The sequence below is a fragment of the Bifidobacterium leontopitheci genome (assembly GCF_009193355.1).
GTDB classification, from domain to species: Bacteria; Actinomycetota; Actinomycetes; order Actinomycetales; family Bifidobacteriaceae; genus Bifidobacterium; species Bifidobacterium leontopitheci.
This window is the reverse complement of sequence record NZ_WBVT01000001.1, coordinates 119,400-141,950: the sequence shown is the minus strand read 5'-3', so window position 1 is coordinate 141,950 and position 22,551 is coordinate 119,400. Positions and strand designations below refer to the sequence as shown.

The following is a 22,551-nucleotide window of genomic DNA, read 5'->3' as shown; positions in this document are numbered from 1 at the left end:
CGAACCACGCGAAGTCGCGACATGTCCCGGGCGACGGCAATCGCCGGAACCCTGACACCGAACGAGAAGGAGTACATCATGACTGACGAGAACAAGCCGGTGCGCGGCATCAGCACCATCCAGAAGGAACTCGACGAGCAGGAGAAGTCGAACTCGTACAAGACCGCGTTCGCCGCCCTTGGCGTCGGCGCAGCGTTGACGCTGTTCGCCTTCATCATGTATCAGCCGCCGTTCAACACCATCTACGTGTGGGCGTGGATTGCCGGGCCGATCGCCTTGCTGTGCGGCGTCATCTTCCTGGTCACCGCGAAAAGCGAGGAGGAGAAGCGGCATCAGAAGATCGCGCAGCTGCGCGAGGAGCTTGCCGAGGCCCGGCGCCGGGACCGCGAATCCAGACTGTGAGCGGACGGCACACCGCTTCAACGCATCAGCACACGGAACCATCCGGAACAAAGGAGCGTCATCATGGACAACACGATTCTCGGCATACTGTTCTTCGCCGCGATCGTCGCCATCGCCGTGGTGTGGCAATGGCTTGAGAACAAGGCCGACGCGGCGATGAACCGCAACGTGTTCAACCGCAAGACGTACCGGGAGCAGCAGGAGATCACCGGGCGCGAGTTCCGCTACCCGTGCACCGCCGACTGGTCCGACATCCGGCCGCTGCTGAACGTCTCGCCGTTCGACGACAAGCTGGAAGTGACGAAGGATCAGCCCAACGGCATCCAGTGGGCCTACCATGCGATCCACCTGCGCACCGTGGGCGGCAGCGAGTTCACCGCGTATCTGGTGCTCAACCAGCAGTTCCACCGGGCGGAGTTCGGCTTCATCAACTGGACGACCGTGGACGACGTGGTGCGCAACATCGATGAGATGAAGACGCTCAAGTCGTGGGTCGAGGACGTGGTCGAACAGGCGAACCGGAACGCCCGGCAGAAGGCGGCTGCGGCGAACACCGCAGCCGCTGCAGCCACGACCACGCCGGCGCCGGCCGCAGGCTCCGGCACAGCACCCGCCGTTCCGCTGCCGCCGAGGCCGTGACCGGAGATCACCTGACCGGCATGCCCAACGGCGACCTGCCCGACCCGCAGATCGGCTGAACGGCGTTGGCGTCGTCTACGACACCGTAGCCGACGCCAACGCCTCACCGACATCAGCACTTCGGGCGAACGTCACCACACGACGACACGACGACACGGTAAGGAATCATCATGACGAATGGCACGTCAACATCGAACGACGGCGCGGAATCCGCGCTTGCCGAAAACCATATGAAAGTCACTCCACCGGTCACCCCGGACGCATGGAACATTTCGCAGTGCAAATTCGTACCGATGGCGATGGCGGCGCTGTTCGAGGAACGGTGGAAGTTCGCCGCGGCCGTCATCCCCGTGATCGGCATCATCGCAGCGCTCTACTACGGGCTCAAGCCGGCCGGATCCTACTATGGCTATACGGCAGGGTCCATCCTCCAGCCGGACAGGTACACGGACTATGGCACCGGCGACGTATGGGAGATGTACGGCTACATGTCCGCCGACCAGCTCAACAAGGAACTCGGCGACCTGCGTGCGCAGAACCTGCCCGGATTCATCGGCTGGCTGCTGGTCGCGGTCATCTCGGCAATCGGTCTGCTCGCGGCGCTGGGCGCAGCGTATGACCGCAGCGTCACCACCGCCGCCACGATGCTCACCAACGATGATGCCATGTACCGGTTCTTCCGCGACCGATACGAGGAACTGCACGGCACCTACAAGCCCAAAGACGGGTTCCTTGACGACATCCTGCACCTGCCGTACACCATCGCCGGTTTCTCGTACGAGTGGCTGCTGACGCCCGGCAACCTGTCCAGGTATCCGGATGCGCCGATCAGCGACGCGTACCAGTCGGCAATCTGCCGGCAGGCTCGCTGGCTTTCGGGCCGAGTGTATCTGCTGTACAACGACCTGTGGCTGGATCCCGGCACCGGCAACGTCAAGCGCATCTTCGGCAAGTCCGACATACCGGCCGGCACCTTGAGCACCGCGGCGGCGACGCAAGCCACACCGGCCGTACCCATCCCCGCCGCTTCGGCGACCACCGCGCCGACTCCGGTGACTGCCGTGCCGACTCCGGTGACTGCCGTGCCGGCTCCGGTGACTGCCGTGCCGGCTCCGACGGCACATGACACGACTGAACCTGCCTCGACGGCACCGACTCCGGGTCACGCACCTGTTCCGTTGCCGACCGCCGCGCCTGTCCCGATGCCGAATCCCACGCAAGGCACGGCTCCCACCATCGCTCCGGCCGTTCCGCTCCCTGCTTCGCCTGCGCCGAACATGCTGCAGTTCTGCACGCAATGCGGTACGAAGCTGCGCCCCGGCATCAATTTCTGCCCGCAGTGCGGTGCGAAGCTGCAGTAAGTGACGCACATACGCATTGCCGAACCCCGATGGCACGCGACACGGTATTAGGATGGAACTATACCCATCAACACGTGTTGTCGGGTTTTGCGGTACAGCGAGGAGGTCACGATGGCGCAACGGCTGGCTTTGTTCATCGGTGTCGGGCGGTATGCGAGCGCCGCGTACGCAAAGCGGCAGCCGTCCTGCTGCTGCACGGACGCGCACGCGTTCGCCGAGGTGCTGCGCGAGAACAGTCCGCGTACGCCGCAGCCGAACTTCCGTCTGCTGGGCGGCACGGTATACGCCTGCCCGGATCCGTTCGACGCCGCCGATCCTGAAATGACCGCGGACGCGCTCACCGACCGCATGCGTGACCTGTTCCGTATGGTGCGGCGGGGCGACGCGCTGTTCTATTTCACCGGTCATGCGATACCGGTCGACGATGGCGCCGACCTGCTGCTGCTCACCGCGGACGACGAGCCGGCGAACGGCAACATCGAAACGGCCGATGACAGCGATGACGCCCATCGCCGTGGCATTCGCGTGAGCGCGATCCGTGAAGCCGCGTTCTCGTCGCAGGCGGGCAGCATCACGATCATCCTCGACTGCTGTCACGCGGGCGTGGCGGCGGCGATGGAGTGGCCGCGCAACACGACCGTGCTCGCCAGCACGGATGAGCATACGGCCTCCCAATCCCTGTTCGGTACGCACCTGCTGTACACCAGCGCGCTCATGGCGGCCCTGCAGGGCAGTGCGGCGGACGTGCAGGGCGTGATCACACCACTGTCGTTGCACTCCACCGTATGCGCGCTGCTCAACCTCGGCGAGGACGGTCAGCAGCCGGTGCTGCGCACGTGGAGCGAAGCGACGACGGTGCTGCGCCAGGTGAACGCGAGCCGGCAGATCACCGAGGAGGAGCTGGCTCGCATCGCGCCGGACGGCATGCAGACTGCGGGGCCGATGTCACGTCGCCGGCGAGGGGCCGTGCGCGAGTTCGACGGTGTGCCGTTGACTGCGTTCACGGGATTCCCAACCAAGGAGGCCGCGGTCGCTGTGCATCCCGAACATGAGTCGCCGACCGCACGCGAGGGCGTGATGAGGTTCGGCAGCGAGACATGGGATGAGCTGGATGGCCTGCAGCGCGACATGGAACTGTTCAAGCATCTGCGTAACGCGAAACTGCTGGAGGCGTTCATTCGCGATGGGGACGGTTCGGAGCATCCGGCGGACCTGTTCTGGGCTTGCCTGGCTGAGTGGGATGCGGACCGGCAGGAGCCGACCGGACGGCAGGGGTATGTGCGGCTCACCGATCTGGGACGGCTGTATTGGGATATCCAGCATAAACGGTAGCGCGGTGGTGGATACGTGTCTGATGGCCGGCGACTGACGTTTATTGTTCGTCGCGGGTGGCGCTCCCCCAGTCACGGCCGCCGGCCGCGACAGCGTCCTGCAATTACGGACGGCCTACGGCCGACTCAATACTGGCTCGCTGTCGCTCGCACCTCGCCTACAAACAGCTCCGCTGTTTGCTATACGGCTCGGCCCTCCACCGAGGGGGCCGAGACAACCGACCGTACTCGTAGCCGCTCCTCCGAGTACGGTCGGTCGGTTTTTCCTGACGGAGCGTACTCGGAGCAACCCATTCGAGTACGGTCGGTCGGTTTTTCCCGACGAACCGTACCCGTAACAGCCCATTCGGGTACGGTCGGTCATTATTGTTCAACCGACCGTACTCGTAGCAGCCGTTACAGTACGGTCGGTCGATTAGGACAGGGTGCAGGCGGTGGGGAGGCCGGTGCCGCCGGCGTCGATGCCGCCGCGGCGCCATGAGCCGCGTTTGACGTCGATGTCGAGCGTCAGGTCGCTACCGTCCGCGAACCGCAACGTCAGCCGGTGCAAACCATCACGTTCGGGCATGTCGACGGCGACCGTAAGCGTGTCGTCGGCAGTATCGCGCCGCACCCGCACCCGACAACGCTGCGAGGAGAACTCCACATCCCAGTGTTCGCCGACGGCCGGCCGCTCCCCCGTCTCGTCGCCGAGCAGCACCGGCTCAAGCAGCGAGGCGAGCTCGGCGTCGAACTCCATGGCCCCCATGGTGACGGCGCCGTCCCAATCGTCCAGTTCCTGCTGCAGCTCATCGAACATGCTGTCGGGCACGCCGTAGCCGATGGCGAGCGCGACCTTGAGGTCGGCGTCGCCATCTTCCGTGGGCTCGTTGCATTCGCGTTCGATGCGGCTCTCGTATGGGTACGGCAGGTGTCCGGCGAGCGCCCGGTACCTGGTCAGATACCGGTTCACGTAGGCGAGTGCGACATCGTCAGCGAGCATCTTGCCGGCGAGCTCCTGATCGAAGCCGCCGGTGACGCCCGCGATCACCTCGCGTGGCGTGAAGGGACGTCGCCGACCGTCAGACCATGGCGACGCTGGGCCGGAACCGTCGCGGGATCCACCGGCCGAAGACGGCTTGTAGATGTCGCTCATCGTGTCCTCCTTGTCTGCCGCGCCGTACCGTCGCCGCCGTTCGCGGCACCGTCCACGGCACGGTCAGCCGATGCAGTCGAGGCGGCGGCCGTGTGCCATGCGCACACGCCTTCGTCCCCGCCGTCGATCAGCGACCCGACGCATTCGGCCGGCATGACGCGGATTTGTGCCCATCGTCGGTCGCCGGCGCGCAGTTTCGCGAACGCGGCGAGCATTGTGCCGCGCACGGTGTGTTCGGCGGCGTCAATCATACGCGCGACGTCACGCCAGTTTTCAATGGTCGCCGTTCCTTCACCAAGCGCACGCGCAAGGTTGACGATCTTGAACTCCTTTGCCGCTTCGGCGAGACGTTCCGGATCCGCCAGCGTCCATGCGAGCAGTCTGATGCCGATGCGTCTGCCGTGGGCGCTCGGCACGGTGAGCCGCAGCCGTTTCGCCTTGGCCACGCGGATCAGCGTCCAGCAGGCCTTGCGGAACGTCTCGCCGCCGCGCGCGTCGCACAGGTCGATGAGACGGACGAACATCTCAACCGAGTCGCTGGAGCCGAGCATCATGCCCAGTCCGGCGACCGCGGCCAGATACTGCACGGCGTCGCCGACACCGCGCGCGCTGACCGCATAGTCGCGGATGGACCGGTCCGACGCCTTGCCGCCGCCTTTGCTCAGGTGCCCGCGGTCGCGATACAGGTCGGCGAGACGGCCTCCGCTGCCCCAGCCGCTTTCGCCCTCATACCGTTCGAGCGCTTCGCCGAGACGCCATGCGTTGACGTCCTGATACGCTGCGATCGGGTTCGTGGACCGGTAGGCGAGCGTGTGCCCGTGCCCGTCGACCGCTTCGGCGTGTATGGTCTCGCCGCCGATCCAACGGCTGACGGCCTGGTCGGCCACGCGGTGGAACCGCCACCAGGATTCGGGCATGATGCCGGCTTCGGGCTCGCCATCATCGTCGCCGGGCACGCCCGGGACCCCGGACGCGCCGAACGTGGCCTGCGCGGCGCGCGAGGTCATTTCGTCCTTGACGGACTCGTACCGGTCGGCCATGCCGGGGAACACCCATACGCTGCGGCGGCGTGAATCCTGCGCCGACGATGACGCCACCGATGACGCCACCGACCGTGCCGCCCCGCCGATGTCATCGGTATCATCGTCCGCCGCCTCGGCCATGTCCCCATATGACGGACCGTCCGCGGCACCGCCGGAGACGAGCGTGACATAGTCGCGGTATTCGTCCGCCGCGAGCGTACGCCGCACGCCCTGATAGCCGCCGTATCCGAGGATCGCGTTGCGCAGGCCGACGTAGACGTACTCGCCGGCTTCCCCGCCGGCTGGAGTCGAACCGCCGCCCATGCGGACCGTCTTGCCGATGCAGGCGTAGGCAAGCATCATGCGCATGGCCTCGCCGGCATTGCGTGGCGTCTCGCCGCCGCGCGTCAGGGCGTTGCATACGGCGAACAGCACGCGGCCGAGAAACGCGGCATCGTCGGCGATGGCGCGCGCCGCGAGCCTGATCTGCGCCACGTCACGCTCCTGCGGCATCATGTCGCACCAACGGGCGTAGCCGCGCGACACGCGCATATGCGTGACGGTCATGCGACCCATCAGCGTGTTCCATGAGGTACCGTCCGGCACGTCATCAGAGCCGGCATCCCCTAGAGCAGCGCCATCGACAGCAACGCCACCGTCCGAAACGCCACCGTCGCCGGCATTCGCCGACGTGCCGGAACCGGTACCATCCGCAACGCCGGACGCAGCCGTCCACGGCGCAAGCCCGTCGAACCGTCTCGAGTCACGCTCTGACTGCGGCGTGCGCCCCCACCGCGCGTCGTAGGCCTGCTCGTCCGCATGCCACACGGTCTCCAGCACCGCGTGCCAGATGCACCACAGTTCCACATCGCGCCGCAGACGCGGCGTGTGCCGTTTCGTCCCGCTCACGCACTTCACCCAATGGGTCCGCGCCCGCTCGAGCGCCGCCGGCATGCCGGACCTGCAGGACGATCTTCTGCCGCGAACCGTGGACGCCGCACGGCCGGAGACGGCGCCGCCGGCCAGCCCCCATGCGCCGGCGTATCGGAGCGCAACGGCCTCCCATGCGTCCTGCCATCCGGCATCGTCTCCGCTACCGTCGTCCCCAGCCGCGTCGTCTCCGGTCGCGCTGTTCCCAGCCGAGCCTTCCCCAGCCGCGTCGTCTCCGGCACCGCACGGCGCAGACAGTCGGTCGCCGCATGTGACGCCGCCCGCCCACTGTCGCAGCCGCTCCCTCGCCATCTGCCCGGCCGCACGTGAGGCGAGCGCGGACAGGAACGCGTCGGAGTCGATGTCCCCCGCGAACCCGTAGGCCTCGTTCAGCGCGGCGACGAAGCCGCGCCGGTCGATGCGCGGGTCGAGCCCGGCGACGAAATCGATGAACCGGTCAAACTCACGCTGCAGCATCATCGCCGCATACATGGTCGTCTCCTCGTCCGGCTCGTACGTGCCGTCGGCGAGGTTGCGCTCGCCGATCGGGAACGTATGCTCCTGGTCGACGATCAGGCACAGGTTCAGAAAGTCGACGCCGCGGGACGTGCCTGGACCGGCGTCCGGACCGTCGTCCAGCGAGGCGCCCTGCGCACGCAGGTATGCGGCCATGCGTTCCGACATGCCGATCATGTACCGCTCGAGGAAGGGTTTGACGATATCCGGCTCGACCGGCTCCAGCCATTCGCCGGGATACCATGCGTCAGACAGCCGCCTGCTACGGTCGTCCGTGGACGGCCGCTTCCACGGGGATGCGGCAGGCGCGGCAGAGCGCTGCGATGCCGCCGCCATCAGTGCCTCACCCCGGCAGGCCATACCACATGTACGGGGATGCCGGCGTGACGGGCGTACGTCACGACGTCGCCGGTGCCGCCGAGCCCGGCCGACGGGTAGCCGTCCCAGACGGCGAGCAGCTCGTCGCAGGCGTCGAGCAGACGCAGTCCTGCGGCCATATACGCCTCGCCGCATGGGTGGTCGAAGTCGAGCGTGACCGTGCGGCTGGCCTGCCTGACGAGACGCTGATACTCGTAGAGCCCGACCTCGTCGAAGGTCGTCTCATAGCCGCGAGCCGGAATCATCGCGGTGAGGTCGTAGCCGAGCCGCAACGCGATGTCGGCGGTCAGCTGGTCGGCTCCGACGGCGAGACAGCTGACGAGCGTGGCCCCCGAAGAGACCGCACCGGACGCGCCACCGCCGAACGCGACGGCCGCCGCGCTTTGCAGTGCCGCCGACGAGACGAGGCGCGACGCGAGGTAGTCCCGCACGCCGCGCCGCACATACGGCATGGCCTGCGCGGGGATGCGCTGATGGCCTGTTACTGCGACAATCATGCCTTCAGTGTACATCCGGTCGTACGTCCGGCCGATATGGAAACTCCCCGTGTTCTCCCATTCCTTAGCGCCGGAATGGGAGAACATGGGGAGTCGATCACGATGGTCGGCGTCACGCGGCCGCAGCAGGCCGCCGAGGCTCAGATCTTCGGCTTGCCGCCGAGGTTCGTATGCCCCTTGCCGATGTCGTTGTGCGGCTTGAACACGGCGCGATCGTGCTTTTCGCCATGACCGTACTGGTCATGGTGTTCGCCCGTCTCGCCGTCGTGCGCGGCCTTCGCGGCCTTCAGCTTCGCCGCCTTTGCCTTGCGCGCGGCCTCCTCCTCGCTGAACGGCCGGCCCGTCTCCGGGTCGACCTGCGATTCGGGGTGCGTCTCGTCGTATCCCTGCACGTAACGGGTGTGGCGCCAGTTGCGGATCGACGCGTTCGTGCCGCGGTGGTGCACGTGGTACTTGCGCGGCGCGCCGCCGAGCGGCAGCTCCTCGACCTCCTTGGCCACGGCGATCTGGTTGACGTTCGACGGGTCCATGATGGCGATCGGCGCGACCGGCTCCGGCTCGGCCGGGGCGGCGGTGCGCTGCTGCATGCGTTCGGGCAGCCATTCGGCGAGTCTGGAGAGCAGCCAGCAGACGATGAAGTACACGACCGCGGCGACGACCAGCGTCTGCAGGATGTTGAAGTACATGGAGCCGAGTCGGCGCGACTCCTGCAGCAGGTCCGTGTACATGATGATCGAGCCGAGCGCCGTGTCCTTGAGCACGACGACCAGCTGGGTGACGGCCGCCGGCAGCATGGCGTACACGGCCTGCGGCACCTCGATCTGGATGAGCGACTGCGTCTCGGTCAGGCCGAGGGCGAGCGACGCCTCACGCTGGCCGTTCGGCAGGTTGCCCACGCCCGAACGCACCAGCTCGGCCACGACGGAGCCGTTGTACAGCACCAGCGCGAGCACGACCGCCCAATAGGACGGGTCGGACAGGCCGGCGAACGCGAACCAGCGCCAGAAGAAGATCATGAGCAGCAGCACGGGCACCGCGCGGCAGAACTCGACGATCACGGCGGAGACGCCGCGCACCAGCGCGTTCGGCAGCAGACGGCCGACGCCGAACACGAGGCCGAACAGGACGGCGCCGACGACGGCGAGCGCCGACGCCTTGATGGTCATCCACAGGCCGGGCAGGTAGAAGTCGGTCCACGCCTCCTGGTCGAGCGCGGGCTTCCACAGCTCCCAGCTGAGCTGGTCCTCGCCGTCCGGCGGGTTGTGCAGGCGCAGCAGGATGAGCACGAGCACGCCGATGAAGACCAGCGCGGCGATCCAGTTGACGATGCGGATGGTGCGCCGACCCTTGGGGCCGGGCGCGTCGAACAGTACGGATTGCGAATTGTCTGCCATTGCCGGGTCACCTCCTGACGGCGAGCTTGTTGGACAGGTACGTGGTGAGCATGCCGATCGGGATGATGAGGATCACGTAGCCGAACGCGAAGATCAGGAAGATCTGGATGATCACGTCGGCGTGGAATTCGATCATCTCGCTCATCAGCGATGACGTCTCGGTCGCCACGGATGCGGCGGCGGCCACGGTGGAGTTCTTGAGCAGCGCGATGAGCGTGTTGCCGAGCGGGGCCACGGAGCCACGGAACGCCTGCGGCAGGATGATCTGCGTGGCGGACTGCATGAAGCTCAGGCCGAGCGCGCGTGCGGCTTCGGCCTGGCCGAGCGGCACGGTGTTGATGCCGCTTCGCAGCGACTCGCACACGAACGCGGCGGTGTACAGGCTCAGGCCGGTGACCGCCAGCCAGAAGAAGTTCGTGGCGAACGTGTCGGAGAAGCTGAGCTTGAGCTGCGCGTAGGCGCCGAGCACCATGAACACCATGATGATGGTCAGCGGCAGGTTCTTGAACAGTTCGACGTAGGCGCCGGCCACCGCGCGCAGCGAGGAGATCGGCGAGATGCGCATCATGACGAGCACGACGCCGAGGATCAGCGAGAACAGTGCCGACCAGAGGGTCAGCTCGATGTTGACGAGGAACGCGGCGGGGATGTTGTATTCGGTGAACAGCTGGATGAACCCGTTCATGTCACTCCTCCCCTTCGTCCGGCGTGGGCGGGTTGTACTTGGCGTTGGGCATGTAGGATGTGCCCTTCGTGTTGTCGGTCACGGCGCGCTTCCATGACCCGTCCTGGATCATGTCGGCGATGGCGTTGTTGATCTTCGCGGCGAGCTTGGTGTCGCCCTTCTTGATGCCGACGCCGTAGTATTCCTGCGTGAACGGCTTGCCGACGACGCGCAGCTTGCCGCGCGAGGCGGACGCCAAACCTGCCAGGATGATGTCGTCGGTGGTGACCGCGTCGACGATGCCGGAGAACAGCGCGGTCGCGCATTCGGCGTAGCCGGGCTGCTCCATGAGCTGCACTTCGGAGGCGAACTTGGCCTTGACGGTGGCGGCGGAGGTGGATCCGGTCACGGAGCACAGCCGCTTGCCGTTGAGGTCCTCGGGGCCGTTGATGGACTTCTCGTCCTTGCGCACGAGCAGGTCCTGGCCGGCGACGAAATAGGGTCCGGCGAACGAGACGGCCTTCTTGCGCTCGTCGGTGATCGAGTAGGTGGCGAGGATCATGTCGACGTCGCCGTTCTGTAGCATGGCCTCGCGCTGCTTGGAGGGCGCCTCCTTCCAGACGATCTCGTCCTCCGTGTAGCCGAGCTTCTTGGCGATGTACTTGGCCACGTCCACGTCGAAGCCGACGTAGGTGCCGGACTTCTTGAAGCCGAGGCCCGGCTGGTCGAATTTGATGCCGATGCGGATCTTGCCCTCCTCGCTTTCGCCGCATGCGGCCAGCGAGAGGGTGCAGGCGAGTGCGCAGACGACGGCGAGGATGCGCCCACCGGCGCGTTTGAATCTCTTGGTGAACATATCAACCCCTTTGCTTCGCGTCGCTCAGTGGGTGAGGATCTTCGAGAGGAAGTCCTTGGCGCGCTCGGTCTTGGGATGCTCGAAGAACTCGTCGGGCGTGCTCTGCTCGAGGATCCGGCCGTCCGCCATGAAGACGATGCGGTCGGCTGCCTTGCGCGCGAAGCCCATCTCGTGGGTGACGCAGATCATCGTCATGCCCTCATGCGCAAGCTCGACCATGACGTCAAGCACCTCGTTGACCATTTCGGGGTCGAGCGCGGAGGTCGGCTCGTCGAAGAGCATGACCTTCGGCTTCATGGCGAGCGCGCGTGCGATGGCGACGCGCTGCTGCTGGCCGCCGGACAGCTGCGAGGGCATCTTGGCGGCCTGCGAGTCGACGCCGACGCGGGCGAGCAGGTCCATGGCGAGGCGCTCGGCATCGGTCTTGTCCATGTGGCGCACCTTGATCGGCGCGAGCGTCACGTTCTCGAGGATGGTCTTGTTGGCGAACAGGTTGAACGACTGGAACACCATGCCGACCTCGGCCCTCAGGTTCGCGAGCTCGCGGCCCTCCTGCGGCAGGGTCTTGCCGTCGATGCGGATGTCGCCCGAGTCGATGGTCTCGAGGCGGTTGATCGTTCGGCACATGGTGGACTTGCCGGAGCCGGACGGGCCGACGACGACGAGCACCTCGCCTTTGTTGACGGTCAGGTTGATGTCCTTGAGGACGTGGAGCGCGCCGAAATGCTTCTCGACATGCGTGAGCTCGACGAGCGGATGTGCCGCGGTGTCGGTGCCCGGCACCAGCGGGGTCTTGGGAATTGATGCTTCTTTCTTTTCTTCCATCCGGCCAGTATATCGGCGGTTTGTTACCGTCTCGCTACCTGACGTCCATATCACGTCCACATTGCGGACATTCGTATCACGGCAGCTGGCGCGGCTTGCCGAGCCCGGCGACGAACGTCACGTTCGGCAGGTCGGCGAGGATCGAACCGTCCACGACCAGTTTCGACGGGCGGATGCCCGAGCCGATGTACAGTTTCGGCAGGGCGAGGATATGCTGGTCGACGAGCAGCGGCCAGCCGTCGGGCAGGCCGATCGGCGACATGCCGCCGGACTCCATGCCGGTGGCCTCGACCGCGGCCTCGACCGGCGCGAAACTCACCTTGCTCACCTCGAGCGTGTGCTTGACGCGGCCGTTGAGGTCGGCGCGCGTGTCGCCCGTGACCAGGGCGGCGGCGAACTGCGGCGGCGCGTTGCGCGTCTTGTGCGTGTGCACGATCACCACGTTGCCGGTGATGGCGAACGGGATGCCGTGCCGCGGGCACCACAGGTCGGTGTCGGACTCCTCGTCCGAGTTGATGGTCACGCCGAGGATCCTGCTGTCCGGCACGCCGGCGTCCACCAGCGCGTTGAGCCGGTCGAAGACGGGTTTCGCCAGCAGGTCGCCGTCATGCCAATCCAATATCTCCAATGTCATATGATTGCCTCCCCCACGTCGATGTCATGCAGCCGGTCGATGTCGTCCGGCCGATGTCGTCACCAGCGTACCGGCCGCCCGCACGCCGCCACGCCGCGCCCTTATAGGCGTTCCTTATCGGCCGCTATCGCCGCCCAGCGTCGCACAGTCGCCCAGCGTCGCCCAGTCGCCCAGCGTCGCCACTGTCACCGCCACCACTGCAACCACCGTCACCTGCCGCCCCACTCACTCCCCTTCCCTGTCACAGCGGGTACCTACCCGCTGTGACGCCATGCATGAACCCAAGCAATCCCAACGATTCTCAAGCAGCGTCACAACGTGCAGGTACCCGCTGTGACGGAGAGGCCGGTCTGCAGACGGGCTGATACGACGGCTAGCATGCGATACGACGGCTAGCATGCGATATGATGACTGTCGTGCGATACGATGACTGTCGTGCGATACGATGGCTGGCATGCGACGCGACGGATTTGATAGGCGAGGTGAAGGACCTGCCGTATGCGGTGTGATGACGCGGACGCTGCGTCGGCTGCGGCATCCGTCCGCTCGTTTCGACCGGTTGCTGCCGTGGCTGGCGGCGGCGGTGATCGCACTGACGGGCATCGTGATGATCGCCGTCACGCCGACCGGGCACATTCCCGACGTGTGGGCGCACACGTATCGGGTGAGCGGCATCCTCAACGGCGACGTGCTCGCCCGGCCGGTGAGCGCGCACAGCCGGCTGCACTCCGGCGAGGGCACGGTCGGCGGCTGCGTGGGGCGCGACTGGATCGTCTTCTCCATCGAGCATGACGACGGTTACGATCCGTCCGCCGTGTCGGCCGACGTGCTGTCCGCCGCCGGCACACGCCCCGATTCCGCAGCGTCCGATACAGCGACGTCCGATACAGCGACGTCCGATACAGCGACGTCCAGTCCGGCACAGTCCACACGCTGTCTGGACGTGCCGTACAACAACGCGGCGGTGAACTCCCCGGCAGCCTACCTGCCGCAGCTTGCGGCGTTCGCGCTCGGCGATGCGCTGGAACTCGACGCCGGCGTCACGTATGTGCTTGCCGAATCGTTCATGCTGACGGTCTATGTCTGCTGTATGTTCGCCGCGCTGGCCGCGCTGCCCCGCTGGCGGCTGCCGGTGGCTACGGTCATGGTCTGCCCGCTCATGACGTACCGGTATGCGTTCGCCGTGTCGGCCGATTCGATGGCGCAGGCGATGTGCCTGCTGTACTCGTGCCTGCTGTATGCGCACATCGCACGCACGCAGGATGCGCGGCGACACCACGACGGCGACGAACGCCACGAAGGTGCGCCCGGTAACCGCGACGGCGGCATCGGCATGACGGTCGCCTTGATGGCATCCGGCCTGCTCATGGTCGCCGCGAAGTTCACGATGGCGCCGCTGCTGGCGCTCAGCCTGTTCACATTGCCGAAATCAGGCAGCATACGCCCAGGTCGTTCGCACCCGGACAGCACCGCCCGCAGTGTTCTCGTAATCCTCGGCAATGCCGCAGGGGCGGCGTTCCTTGCCGTCTGGATGCGACTGACCTCATGGTTCACGACCACGCCGGGCGTGGTCTCCTATGAGACGATGATGGAAAGGAAGCGGCTTCTGTTCGCCGACCCCTTCGGCGCCAACGGCGTGTTCGGCGCCGCGGCCGCCATCGTCCGGGCGGTCGTCACGGCCAAGTCGAATCTGGACAGCCCGATGCAGTCCATGCTGATCCGCGCATTGTGGCTGCTGACGGCCGCGGTCCTGGCCGTGCTGCTCGTCGCCATGGCACGACGGAGGCTGGGCAGGTTCATGTCCCTGTTCTGGTGGTGCGCATGCGCCGCATGTGTGGCCGCCATCCTGCTGACCTATCTCGCTTTGTGGCTGCAGTACACACCGCAGGACGCGACCGTCGTGCGCGGGTTCCAGTTCCGGTACATGCTGCCGTTCGCCGGACTGCTGACATTGTGCGCCTGCGACTGCATGGTGGGAACAGTACGGCAGTCCCATCACAATCCGGCGTGATATCGACGGAACGTACCCGGGATACTCGACTTGAGTACGGTCGGTTGTTGTTCACTAACGGAACGTACCCGAAGCATCCATACGAGTACGTTCCGTTGGATTTTCATGACGGAACGTACTCGAAAGGCCCGTTAGAGTACGTTCCGTTGGGTTCTTATGACGAATGGCGCCGGCAATATGCTGCCGGCGCCATTCAATACCTACGGGAACCTATGGAACCCTATTCGATCACTCGTCGTCTTCCGGATCGTAGTCGACGCCGGTTTCGGCGCGCTGCTCGTCGGTGATCGGGGCCGGGGCGCCGGTCAGCGGGTCGCGGCCGCCGCCGGCCTTCGGGAAGGCGATGACGTCGCGGATGGTGTCGGCGCCGGCGAGGATCGACACGGTGCGGTCCCAGCCGAGGGCGATGCCCGCGTGCGGCGGGGCGCCGTACTTGAACGCGTCGAGCAGGAAGCCGAACTTCTCCTTGGCTTCTTCGGGCGAGATGCCGAGGACGTTGAGGACGCGGTCCTGGATGTCGTCGCGGTGGATACGCACCGAGCCGCCGCCCATCTCCTCGCCGTTGCAGACGATGTCGTAGGAGTCGGACATGGCGTGCTCCGGATCCTGGTCGAACTTGTCGATCCAGTCCTTGCTCGGCATGGTGAACGGGTGGTGCATGGAGGTCCACTTGGAGTGGCCGACCGCAACGTCGTCGTCGTCCGGATCGTCGGTCGGCTTGAACAGCGGGAAGTCGACGACCCACGTGAACGCGAACTTCTTCGGGTCGAGCAGGCCTTCGCGGCGGGCGAGTTCGACGCGCACGGCGCCCAGCAGCAGCTGAGAGGACTCGCGACGGCCGGCGGCGAAGAACACGGCGTCGCCGGGCTCGGCGCCGACGGCCTCACGAAGGCCGTTGCGCTCCTCTTCGGACAGGTTCTTGGCGACGGGGCCCTTGAGCTCGCCGTCCTCGGCGAAGACGACGTACGCGAGGCCCTTGGCGCCGCGCTGCTTGGCCCACTCCTGCCATGCGTCGAACTGACGGCGAGGCGTGGAGGCGCCGCCCTTGAACAGGACCGCGCCCACGTACGGGGCCTGGAACACGCGGAACGGCGTGTTCTTGAAGTAGTCGGTGAGCTCGACGAGCGGGTTGCCGAAACGCAGGTCCGGCTTGTCGGAGCCGTACTTGTCCATGGCGTCCTGCCAGGAGATGCGCGGCAGCGGCAGCGTGACCTCGTAGCCGGCGGTCTTCCAGATGGCGGCGATGACCTTCTCGGCCATGGCCATGACGTCCTCCTGGTCCACGAAGCTCATCTCCATGTCAAGCTGGGTGAACTCGGGCTGGCGGTCGGCGCGGAAGTCCTCGTCGCGGTAGCAGCGGGCGAGCTGGTAGTAGCGCTCGACGCCGGAGACCATGAGCAGCTGCTTGAGCAGCTGCGGGGACTGCGGCAGCGCGTACCAGGAGCCGGGCACGAGGCGGGCGGGCACGAGGAAGTCGCGGGCGCCTTCAGGCGTGGACTTGATGAACGTCGGGGTCTCGACCTCGGTGAAGTCCATGTCCTCGAGCGCGTGGCGGGCGGCCTTGGCCATGTCGGAGCGCAGCTTGAGGTTGCGCTGCATGGAGGGGCGGCGCAGGTCGAGGTAACGGTACTTGAGGCGCACGTCCTCGCCGGGCAGCTTGTTCTCGGACTCGTTCTCGAGCGCGGTGGAGACCTGGAACGGCAGCGCGTCGGCCTTCGCGAGGATCTCGAGGGACTCGGCGACGACCTCGATCTTGCCGGTGGCCAGATGCGTGTTCTCGTTGCCGTCCGGGCGCAGGCGGACCTCGCCGGTCACCTGGATGACGAACTCGCTCCTGAGCGGGCGTGCCATGTCCTCGTCGTAGATGACGACCTGCACCAGACCGGTGTTGTCGCGCAGGTCGATGAACGCGACGCCGCCGTGGTCGCGGCGACGGTCGACCCAACCGGCGAGCGTGACCTTCTGGCCGACGAGCGCTTCGGTCACGTCGGTCGCATGATGTGTTCTGTAAGCCGTCTGGCTCATGCTTCCTTTACTCCTTGAATCGTTACTTCCTGCCGGGCGTACACAGTATCCGGCTCCCACGACTTGGCGTCGGCGGGAACCTGATCGCCGGTGACGATGTTCTTGACCTCGTCGCCGGCCGCCTGTCCGTCCTCGCCGGCGTCGGCCGCCGGGAACCAGACGTACGGGATGCCGAGCTTGTCCGCGTACTTGATCTGCTTGCCGAGCTTGGCCGCGGTGGGCGCCACGTCGGCGGCGATGCCGCGGGAGCGCAGCGTATCGGCGATGCGGTTCGCGGCCGTGCGGTCGGCCTCGTTCCACACGGCGACGAGCACGGCCGCCGGCGAGACGCGGTTCGCACGGGCGCCCGCGGTGTGCAGCATGTACGACACGAGACGGGAGAGGCCGATGGACAGGCCGACGCCCGGGTACTTGCGGCTGCCCTGCGAGGCGAGGTTGTCGTAGCGGCCGCCCGAGCAGATGGAGCCGAGGGACGCCGCGCCGTCGAGGAACGTCTCGTAGACGGAGCCGGTGTAGTAGTCGAGACCGCGGGCGATCTTGAGGTCGGCGATGACGGAGCCGGGGCGGATGGCCGCGGCCTGGTCGACGATCATGGCGAGCGTGTCGAGGCCCTGACGGGCGAGCTGGTAGGCGTCGCCGTCGGTGCCGATGCCGTGCTTGGCGCACAGCGCGTCGAAACGCTCAGCCAGCTCCTTGCCGTCGGATGCGGTCAGCTCGGCGAGCTCAAGGCACGCGCGGGCCTGGGATTCGTCGGCACCGCAGCCTTCGACGAGCAGCTTCGCCACCTCGTCGGCGCCGATCTTGTCGAGCTTGTCGATCTCGCGCAGCACGCCTTCGATGTCGGTGAGGCCCAGCCCACGGTAGAAGCCTTCGGACAGCTTGCGGTTGTTGGCGTGCACGGTCGCCTTCGGCAGGCCGAACTCGCGCAGACGCTCGAGCGCGGAGACCATGACCAGCGGCAGTTCGACCTCGTAATGGTCCGGCAGGTCGCCCTGGCCGATCACGTCGATGTCGGCCTGGACGAACTCGCGGAAACGGCCCTCCTGCGGACGCTCGCCACGCCAGACCTTCTGGATCTGCCACCGCTTGAACGGGAAGGCGAGATCGCCGGAATGCTCGACGACGTAGCGGCTCAGCGGCACGGTGAGGTCGAAGTGCAGGCCGAGACGGTCGTTGAGCGGAGTGTCGGACTCATGGCCGACCTCCTGCAGACGGGACAGTAGGTAGATCTCCTTGCTGGTCTCCCCCTTCTTCAGCAGACTCGCCCCGGTCTCGACCGCGCGTGTCTCGATGCCGAGGAAGCCATTCAGCTCGAAAACCCTACGTAGCGTGTCGATGACACGCTGCTCCACAACACGTTCAGAGGGGAGCCACTCTGGAAATCCTGATATAGATGCGCCTTTAGCCACGATTCCCTATAATAGGGGAGGTTACGGAAAACGCCATCCGCTTTTTCCGCTTCCGACGACTACCTTCAAGCTTATAAGGAGCTGGCCATGGCTGACGAGACTGCCACCACATCCGAGAACACCACTGCAACCGCCGCGCAGGCAACGACGCCCGCACCTTCGGCGCCGACCCCCAAGCCGACGCCGAAACCGCACGCGCCCTCCCCCGCGGCTTTCGCGAAGAAGGCGTTCAAGCACGCGGCGCCGGCAGCGCCCGCCGCCACCGGCTATTCGGCCGACGCGATCAAGGCCGCCGAGGCCTTCGGCCGCGTGGACGACAACGGCACCGTGTACGTCAAGGAGGGCGAGACCGAGCGTGAGGTCGGCCAGTTCCCCGACGTCTCCAAGGAGGAGGCGCTCTCGCTGTACGCACGCCGCTACCTTGACCTCAAGGCGAAGCTGAACCTGTTCGCCGGCCGCCTGCGTTCCGATTCGATCAAGCAGCATGAGATCGACGAGACGCTCAAGACGCTCGCCCAGGAGACTGAGCAGCCGGCTGCCGTCGGCGACCTCGCCGCGCTCAAGACGCAGTTCGCCCAGCTTAAGGAGGCCGGCGCCAAGAAGAAGAGCGAGCTGACCGCCGCCCGCAAGGCCGCGGTCGCCAAGGCCATCGAAGAGCGCACGAAGATCGTGGAGAAGGCCGAGCAGATCGCAGCCTCCCTGAACGACAACACGAACTGGCGCGAGACCGCCGACGAACTGCACGCCGTGTTCGAGCAGTGGCAGGAGCATCAGCGCACCGGCATGCGCATCGACCGGCCGACCGCCGAGGCGCTGTGGAAGCGTTTCTCCGTGGCCCGCACCACGTTCAACCAGCGCCGCCGCAAGTGGATGCAGGAGCGTGACGCGGAGCAGTCCTCCGCCCGCGCCGCCAAGCAGGCCATCATCGCCGAGGCGAACGAGCTGAAGACTTCGACCGACTGGGGCGCGACCTCGCACCGCTTCGCCGAGCTGATGGACCAGTGGAAGGTCTCCGGCCGCGCCGGCCGCAAGGAGGACGACGTCCTGTGGGCCGAGTTCCGCAAGGCCGCCGACGAGTTCTTCGCCGCCCGTCAGGCCGACCGCGACCAGATCAACGCCGACGAGAAGGACAATCTCGCCAAGAAGGAGGAGCTGCTGAAGAAGGCCGAGGCCCTGCTGCCCGTCGCCGACGAGGCGGCCGCGAAGAAGGCGCGTCAGGCGCTCGGCGAGATTCAGGACGAGTGGGATCAGATCGGCTACGTGCCGCGCGACGACATCCGCCGCATCGAGGGCCGTCTTGACGCGGTCGACAAGGCCATCAAGGCCGTCGAGGATGCCGCGTGGAAGAAGTCCGACCCCGAGGCGGACGCCCGCAAGTCCAGCTTCGAGGAGCAGCTCACCGTCCAGCTGGCCGAGCTCGACGAGAAGATCGCCGCCGAGTCCGACCCGAAGAAGAAGGCGAAGCTCGAGGCCGAGAAGGCCACCAAGGAGCAGTGGCTGAACGCCATCAAGTAAGGTGTCGGCTGCTGAGGCCGTCAGACCTGCAATAGGAGGGCGCCGCGGATTCTCATCTGCGGCGCCCTCCTATTGTGTCCCCTCCGTCAGCGGCTGTTGGCCTGACTGATGTCAATCGTCGCCGGTCAGGTAAGCGGCACGCATGCGTACAGCGTCCACATGCCGTCCTTGGTTCCGGTGCGGAACGCTCCCCCGATGCCGGTCACCCTTTCGCGGTATAGCTCGAGTCCCTTATGCGTCGACATCGTGATTCCACAGGGCTGCGCAGAGACGTCATTGTATTGCGTCACCTCCGCGACACCGTCGTGAAGCATGACGCTGCACGCATATGTCCCGTCAACGGGACAATGCCGCGCGATGTTGCTGCCGACCTCATCGAGCAATTCACCGAGCAGTGTCAGACGCCCGCCGTCAAGCTTGGCCGCAATACCGTTGTCACGGACCGCAAAGCTTCCATGCAGTCCATCATGGTCGAGTTTGCCGGATATCTCACCGCACAGACGCCGCAGCCGATCCAGGTACGGTTCATTTGCACGCTCTTCAGCCTGTCGGTCGCGGATTCCGGACATGAGCTCGATGATGGCATGGACGTCCGCCAGAGATTCCGCCGCCTGGGATGCGACCAAACGCCAATCCTCGTCGTCATCGGCACTCCTGGCATCATCCGGCACATCGCCGTCCAAGGCGAGCGGACCCGCATGTCTTGAACAGATCATCGCAATATTGGCGAGTCGGCCTGACACATGGTCATGCACCTGTGCTGCATATTCGAGCATCCTCATGCGATTCCGCTGTCTTTCCTGCTCCAGCTTCCGTTCATGTTCCTCTTCGCGAAGCCGTTGACGCTTCAGTATGACGTTGATCATCATCCCCAGTAATCCACCGAGCGCGATAAGGGTGAGAACAAAGACATCGGACATCAGCGCGAGCCTGTCCGCGCCGTCATGGCTGTACTCCGTCTGTATCAGCAGTATCGTGCCCTGTCCGGCGATGATGGCTATCAGCGTGGCCACATGCCCATCACACAGTACGATGGCTCCCGTGGCAAGAGCATCGCCCCATATGCGGCTCGGACCGCCCACGGTTCCATATATCGAGCACACCATTTCCAACACCAGAATCAGGATTCCGCAGGTTTCGGGGAACACCGGAATCAACGCGATGAGGATAAGATCAACGATGCCGACGACGATGGAATACACGTCCGCGGCAGGATCGGACACCCAATCAAGGATGCTCAGCAGCAGCATGAGAACGGTCAGCGCCACGCCGATGCGGAACAATGCTTGGGATGTCTTCTCAATCCCGGTCGTATTGGCAAGTGTCTTCATGCGGCCTCTCACTGGTTCTCCCCCGTCCACATGGCGATGAGCTCTCGCAACGAGGTCGCTCCCATCTTGGATTTGGCGCGCGCGATATACGATTTGACCGCCGATCCAGTCACGTTCATCTTGACGGCGACGACCGAGACGGCATACCCCTGCGCCAGCAAATCCATGGCTTCGCTTTCCCGTCCGGACAGCACGCCGCGGTCGATCCGTTGGCTGGAAATACGCAGATGCGCAATCGCCGCCGGCTCGAAACCCTGCCCCCAGGTTCCACCGGCGGAGACGGTACGCACCGCGTTGACCAACGCGGATACGTCCGCTTTCGATGCAATACCCTGCGCCCCGGATGCGGACGCCTCCTGCTCGTATACCGTCAGCGGAAACGACGTGATCGCAAGGATGGCGGGACGGCTCAGCCTGCGCCGTATTCTGTGGCATACTTCACCGCCGGACAATGGCTTCATCGACACGTCCGTGACCAACACATCCGGTCTAGTTGCCGGATCGCAGCAATCGTGGACGGCCTGCTGCGCGGAACTTGTCGTCCATATCACCCTACCCGCATGATGCTGTTCAATGATCTGGGACAAGCCAGCAAGGGTGATCGGGTCGTTGTCCAGCAACGCGATGGAAGGACATAACGGCGATTGCGCGGAAACCAACCTGCTCATCGAAGCGGTATATGACATGCGACCGTGCTCCTTTGCCCCGTTCACCATCCATACGGTCAGGACATCCATGTTCCGCACATGACTATACCAAACCAAGGCGTGGGAGCCGCAGCGCAACGCCGTAGCTCCCACATATCCGTCGGATGGGAAACGTTCAGGATTCTGAGTTCCGCTGCTTATCGGTATCCTTCGACTTGCGCCATAGCATCAGTATGAGAAACGTCGGATAGAGGATGAGCCACGCGTTCGAGTAGTACAGGGCCGGTTGAACTATCCTGATGATCTCCAAGACCGATATGCCGACCAATCCGATGATGTTCTGCACCGGAGCGGGGAACGGCCAAGCCATCAGCAACACCAAGACCAAGGTCACCACAGAGGATGGCCAGCCTCCGACGGCGTCCACCAGAGCGGGATTGAGGCTTGCCGCCACAGCATACGCGACAAACAGAACGAATCCAATGATCTGGCTGACACGCCAATCTCCGCGACCGATTCGGTATGTCTTTTTCCACCACTGCATCATCACACCTCCTGATCAGGCTTCGGAGCCTGATGCTTTCTACCAAAAGAAGTGCCCCACGCCGCCAATGTAATGCACATGCACATAAGGAGGTAGCCAATGAACGACTCCGGAATGAACTTCAAAGGCGGAATGAGATTCCTCATCGCTTCCAGCGCCAACATACCACAAAAACCGATGCCATTGAGCACAGGGGCATGGCAGGGGAACACCAGCAGTGCCAAGCACATCGCAAACAAAGCAAAAGACAGCCACCCTCCACCGATTTTCATCAGATCCGGATATATGATGCCAGTCACGATGTAGGCAACATACAACAGCAAACTTATGGCTTTGCTGACATGGACTCTACGATCATCGACGTTCAGCCTGTCTCTGATCCATTGCATCATCGCACCTCCAGTGCTCTCTTACGGTGTGTCAGAAGCGATTGCGGATGGCACAGCACAGGCGATGGTGCAAATCATGGCGATGAGTGTGGCGAG

20 protein-coding genes are annotated in these 22,551 nt (G+C 65.2%); 6 read left to right on the top strand and 14 right to left on the bottom strand.

Translation table 11 applies throughout. From position 1 onward, the window contains the following. Positions 1 to 78 precede the first annotated feature (78 nt). The 4 genes from F7D09_RS00605 to F7D09_RS00590 all read left to right on the top strand — a co-directional run bounded on the left by F7D09_RS00605 (position 79) and on the right by F7D09_RS00590 (position 3,734). Entirely contained in the window at positions 79 to 402 is a 324-nt protein-coding gene (locus F7D09_RS00605; RefSeq protein ID WP_152233499.1) for a cytochrome c-type biogenesis protein, read from the top strand. 63 nt (positions 403 to 465) lie between these two features. After that, the gene (locus tag F7D09_RS00600; RefSeq protein WP_152233498.1) at positions 466 to 1,041 is read left to right on the top strand and encodes a hypothetical protein; all 576 of its coding nucleotides are present in this window, start codon (positions 466 to 468) and stop codon (positions 1,039 to 1,041) included. 170 nt (positions 1,042 to 1,211) lie between these two features. Continuing rightward, positions 1,212 to 2,402, top strand: coding sequence for a zinc-ribbon domain-containing protein (locus F7D09_RS00595; protein ID WP_152233497.1), 1,191 nt, complete (start codon positions 1,212 to 1,214; stop codon positions 2,400 to 2,402). A gap of 111 nt (positions 2,403 to 2,513) precedes the next feature. Further along, positions 2,514 to 3,734: a caspase family protein gene (locus F7D09_RS00590; RefSeq protein ID WP_152233496.1), complete on the top strand. Its 1,221-nt coding sequence runs from the start codon at positions 2,514 to 2,516 to the stop codon at positions 3,732 to 3,734. A gap of 414 nt (positions 3,735 to 4,148) precedes the next feature. Here F7D09_RS00590 and F7D09_RS00585 read toward each other — a convergent pair whose 3' ends face one another. The 8 genes from F7D09_RS00585 to F7D09_RS00550 form a co-directional block, all read right to left on the bottom strand. Further along, positions 4,149 to 4,868, bottom strand: a complete 720-nt coding sequence (locus F7D09_RS00585; RefSeq protein ID WP_152233495.1) for a hypothetical protein — start codon at positions 4,866 to 4,868, stop codon at positions 4,149 to 4,151. Next, positions 4,865 to 7,672 carry a hypothetical protein gene (locus F7D09_RS00580; protein WP_152233494.1) on the bottom strand — a complete coding sequence of 936 codons (2,808 nt, stop codon included), beginning with the start codon at positions 7,670 to 7,672 and terminating at the stop codon, positions 4,865 to 4,867. Before F7D09_RS00580 ends, F7D09_RS00585 begins: the two co-directional genes overlap by 4 nt. Continuing rightward, on the bottom strand, positions 7,672 to 8,211 hold the full coding sequence (locus tag F7D09_RS00575; RefSeq protein ID WP_152233493.1) for a hypothetical protein: 540 nt from the start codon (positions 8,209 to 8,211) through the stop codon (positions 7,672 to 7,674). Before F7D09_RS00575 ends, F7D09_RS00580 begins: the two co-directional genes overlap by 1 nt. 140 nt (positions 8,212 to 8,351) lie before the next feature. Continuing rightward, entirely contained in the window at positions 8,352 to 9,605 is a 1,254-nt protein-coding gene (locus F7D09_RS00570) for an amino acid ABC transporter permease (protein ID WP_226835788.1), read from the bottom strand. Positions 9,606 to 9,612: 7 nt separating this feature from the next. Continuing rightward, entirely contained in the window at positions 9,613 to 10,290 is a 678-nt protein-coding gene (locus F7D09_RS00565; RefSeq protein ID WP_152233492.1) for an amino acid ABC transporter permease, read from the bottom strand. Between the two features lies 1 nt (position 10,291). Continuing rightward, positions 10,292 to 11,125 (bottom strand): glutamate ABC transporter substrate-binding protein, encoded by an 834-nt coding sequence (locus F7D09_RS00560; protein WP_152233491.1) that lies wholly within the window; start codon positions 11,123 to 11,125, stop codon positions 10,292 to 10,294. A gap of 24 nt (positions 11,126 to 11,149) precedes the next feature. Further along, positions 11,150 to 11,950, bottom strand: a complete 801-nt coding sequence (locus F7D09_RS00555; RefSeq protein WP_152233490.1) for an amino acid ABC transporter ATP-binding protein — start codon at positions 11,948 to 11,950, stop codon at positions 11,150 to 11,152. 76 nt (positions 11,951 to 12,026) lie between these two features. Further along, positions 12,027 to 12,584, bottom strand: a complete 558-nt coding sequence (locus F7D09_RS00550; protein ID WP_152233489.1) for a YbaK/EbsC family protein — start codon at positions 12,582 to 12,584, stop codon at positions 12,027 to 12,029. Positions 12,585 to 13,092: 508 nt separating this feature from the next. On the opposite strand from F7D09_RS00550, the gene F7D09_RS00545 reads away from it, so the two are divergent. After that, complete coding sequence (locus F7D09_RS00545) at positions 13,093 to 14,595, top strand: DUF2142 domain-containing protein (protein ID WP_226835800.1); 1,503 nt, start codon at positions 13,093 to 13,095, stop codon at positions 14,593 to 14,595. Between the two features lie 228 nt (positions 14,596 to 14,823). Here F7D09_RS00545 and aspS read toward each other — a convergent pair whose 3' ends face one another. Continuing rightward, positions 14,824 to 16,620 carry an aspartate--tRNA ligase gene (aspS, locus tag F7D09_RS00540; RefSeq protein ID WP_152233487.1) on the bottom strand — a complete coding sequence of 599 codons (1,797 nt, stop codon included), beginning with the start codon at positions 16,618 to 16,620 and terminating at the stop codon, positions 14,824 to 14,826. After that, positions 16,617 to 18,029, bottom strand: a complete 1,413-nt coding sequence (hisS, locus tag F7D09_RS00535) for a histidine--tRNA ligase (RefSeq protein WP_152233486.1) — start codon at positions 18,027 to 18,029, stop codon at positions 16,617 to 16,619. Before hisS ends, aspS begins: the two co-directional genes overlap by 4 nt. An 87-nt stretch (positions 18,030 to 18,116) precedes the next feature. On the opposite strand from hisS, the gene F7D09_RS00530 reads away from it, so the two are divergent. Next, complete coding sequence (locus F7D09_RS00530) at positions 18,117 to 19,544, top strand: DUF349 domain-containing protein (RefSeq protein WP_152233485.1); 1,428 nt, start codon at positions 18,117 to 18,119, stop codon at positions 19,542 to 19,544. Between the two features lie 125 nt (positions 19,545 to 19,669). Here the strand turns inward: F7D09_RS00530 and F7D09_RS11270 are convergent, their stop codons facing one another. The 4 genes from F7D09_RS11270 to F7D09_RS00510 form a co-directional block, all read right to left on the bottom strand. Next, a complete protein-coding gene (locus tag F7D09_RS11270; protein ID WP_226835786.1) occupies positions 19,670 to 20,875 on the bottom strand; it encodes a sensor histidine kinase in 1,206 nt (401 codons plus the stop codon). An 8-nt stretch (positions 20,876 to 20,883) separates the two neighbouring features. After that, positions 20,884 to 21,561: a response regulator transcription factor gene (locus tag F7D09_RS00520; RefSeq protein ID WP_193312242.1), complete on the bottom strand. Its 678-nt coding sequence runs from the start codon at positions 21,559 to 21,561 to the stop codon at positions 20,884 to 20,886. Between the two features lie 136 nt (positions 21,562 to 21,697). Then, complete coding sequence (locus tag F7D09_RS00515) at positions 21,698 to 22,069, bottom strand: hypothetical protein (RefSeq protein WP_152233483.1); 372 nt, start codon at positions 22,067 to 22,069, stop codon at positions 21,698 to 21,700. Then, a complete protein-coding gene (locus F7D09_RS00510) occupies positions 22,069 to 22,458 on the bottom strand; it encodes a hypothetical protein (RefSeq protein ID WP_152233482.1) in 390 nt (129 codons plus the stop codon). The genes F7D09_RS00515 and F7D09_RS00510 overlap by 1 nt, the downstream gene beginning before the upstream one ends. Between the last annotated feature and the right edge of the window lie 93 nt (positions 22,459 to 22,551).

Coding starts and splice junctions, on each gene's coding strand:
- F7D09_RS00600 (WP_152233498.1), top strand. CDS start 466: ATGGACAACACGATTCTCGGCATACTGTTCTTCGCCGCGATCGTCGCC.
- F7D09_RS00590 (WP_152233496.1), top strand. CDS start 2,514: ATGGCGCAACGGCTGGCTTTGTTCATCGGTGTCGGGCGGTATGCGAGC.
- F7D09_RS00555 (WP_152233490.1), bottom strand. CDS start 11,950: ATGGAAGAAAAGAAAGAAGCATCAATTCCCAAGACCCCGCTGGTGCCG.
- F7D09_RS00595 (WP_152233497.1), top strand. CDS start 1,212: ATGACGAATGGCACGTCAACATCGAACGACGGCGCGGAATCCGCGCTT.
- F7D09_RS00560 (WP_152233491.1), bottom strand. CDS start 11,125: ATGTTCACCAAGAGATTCAAACGCGCCGGTGGGCGCATCCTCGCCGTC.
- F7D09_RS11270 (WP_226835786.1), bottom strand. CDS start 20,875: ATGAAGACACTTGCCAATACGACCGGGATTGAGAAGACATCCCAAGCA.
- F7D09_RS00515 (WP_152233483.1), bottom strand. CDS start 22,069: ATGATGCAGTGGTGGAAAAAGACATACCGAATCGGTCGCGGAGATTGG.
- F7D09_RS00510 (WP_152233482.1), bottom strand. CDS start 22,458: ATGATGCAATGGATCAGAGACAGGCTGAACGTCGATGATCGTAGAGTC.
- F7D09_RS00550 (WP_152233489.1), bottom strand. CDS start 12,584: ATGACATTGGAGATATTGGATTGGCATGACGGCGACCTGCTGGCGAAA.
- F7D09_RS00575 (WP_152233493.1), bottom strand. CDS start 8,211: ATGATTGTCGCAGTAACAGGCCATCAGCGCATCCCCGCGCAGGCCATG.
- F7D09_RS00605 (WP_152233499.1), top strand. CDS start 79: ATGACTGACGAGAACAAGCCGGTGCGCGGCATCAGCACCATCCAGAAG.
- F7D09_RS00530 (WP_152233485.1), top strand. CDS start 18,117: ATGGCTGACGAGACTGCCACCACATCCGAGAACACCACTGCAACCGCC.
- F7D09_RS00545 (WP_226835800.1), top strand. CDS start 13,093: ATGACGCGGACGCTGCGTCGGCTGCGGCATCCGTCCGCTCGTTTCGAC.
- aspS (WP_152233487.1), bottom strand. CDS start 16,620: ATGAGCCAGACGGCTTACAGAACACATCATGCGACCGACGTGACCGAA.
- F7D09_RS00580 (WP_152233494.1), bottom strand. CDS start 7,672: ATGGCGGCGGCATCGCAGCGCTCTGCCGCGCCTGCCGCATCCCCGTGG.
- F7D09_RS00520 (WP_193312242.1), bottom strand. CDS start 21,561: ATGTCATATACCGCTTCGATGAGCAGGTTGGTTTCCGCGCAATCGCCG.
- F7D09_RS00585 (WP_152233495.1), bottom strand. CDS start 4,868: ATGAGCGACATCTACAAGCCGTCTTCGGCCGGTGGATCCCGCGACGGT.
- F7D09_RS00565 (WP_152233492.1), bottom strand. CDS start 10,290: ATGAACGGGTTCATCCAGCTGTTCACCGAATACAACATCCCCGCCGCG.
- F7D09_RS00570 (WP_226835788.1), bottom strand. CDS start 9,605: ATGGCAGACAATTCGCAATCCGTACTGTTCGACGCGCCCGGCCCCAAG.